This is a genomic window from Pseudonocardia sp. EV170527-09, from assembly GCF_008369905.1.
In the GTDB taxonomy this organism is placed as follows: Bacteria; Actinomycetota; Actinomycetes; order Mycobacteriales; family Pseudonocardiaceae; genus Pseudonocardia.
This window is the reverse complement of the sequence record NZ_VRMC01000274.1, coordinates 1-807: the sequence shown is the minus strand read 5'-3', so window position 1 is coordinate 807 and position 807 is coordinate 1. Positions and strand designations below refer to the sequence as shown.

General features: G+C 66.3%; 1 protein-coding gene. It reads left to right on the top strand.

The window, feature by feature from the left end:
* Window positions 1–767 (top strand): IS256 family transposase (locus FVA95_RS29055; RefSeq protein ID WP_149666924.1); only part of this gene is annotated, 767 nt, incomplete at its 5' end.
* Between the last annotated feature and the right edge of the window lie 40 nt (window positions 768–807).

The following is an 807-nucleotide window of genomic DNA, read 5'->3' as shown; positions in this document are numbered from 1 at the left end:
GAATCCGCCCGGTGTATCCGGTGGTCTTCATCGACGCGATTCATGTGAAGATCCGCGACGGGAAGGTCGCCAACCGGCCCATCTACGTGGCGCTCGCCGTCACCTGCGAGGGACGCCGCGAGATCCTCGGGCTGTGGGCCGGTGACCCGAACACCGCAGGTGAGGGCGCGAAGTACTGGCTGCACGTGCTCACCGAGATCCGTAACCGCGGCGTCGCCGACGTGCTCATGGTCGTCTGTGACGGGCTCAAAGGACTGCCCGACGCGATCGAGCAGACATGGCCCGCTGCGATCACCCAGACCTGTGTCGTGCACCTGCTGCGCAACAGCTTCCGCTACGCCGGCCGCCAGCACTACGACGCCATCGCCCGAGCGCTGCGACCGGTCTACACCGCACCGACCGAGGCCGCGGCCACCGAACGGTTCGCCGAGTTCCGCCAGGCATGGGGCGAGCGCTACCCGGCGATCGTGCGGCTCTGGGACAGCGCCTGGGCCGAACTCGTGCCGTTCCTGGCCTTCGACGTCGAGATCCGCACGATCATCTGCACCACCAACGCCATCGAGAGCGTGAACGCCCGGATCAGACGGGCGGTCAAGACCCGCGGGCACTTCCCGAACGAGACCGCCGCCCTCAAATGCGTCTACATGGCGATCATGAGTCTCGATCCCACCGGAGCAGGACAACGCCGCTGGTCGATCCGTTGGAAACCAGCCCTCAACGCCTTCGACATGGCCTTCGACGGACGCCTGTCCGCCGGACGCCGATAGCCCTCAACAGCCAGAGTTACACCGGAAACTTGACAGTCCC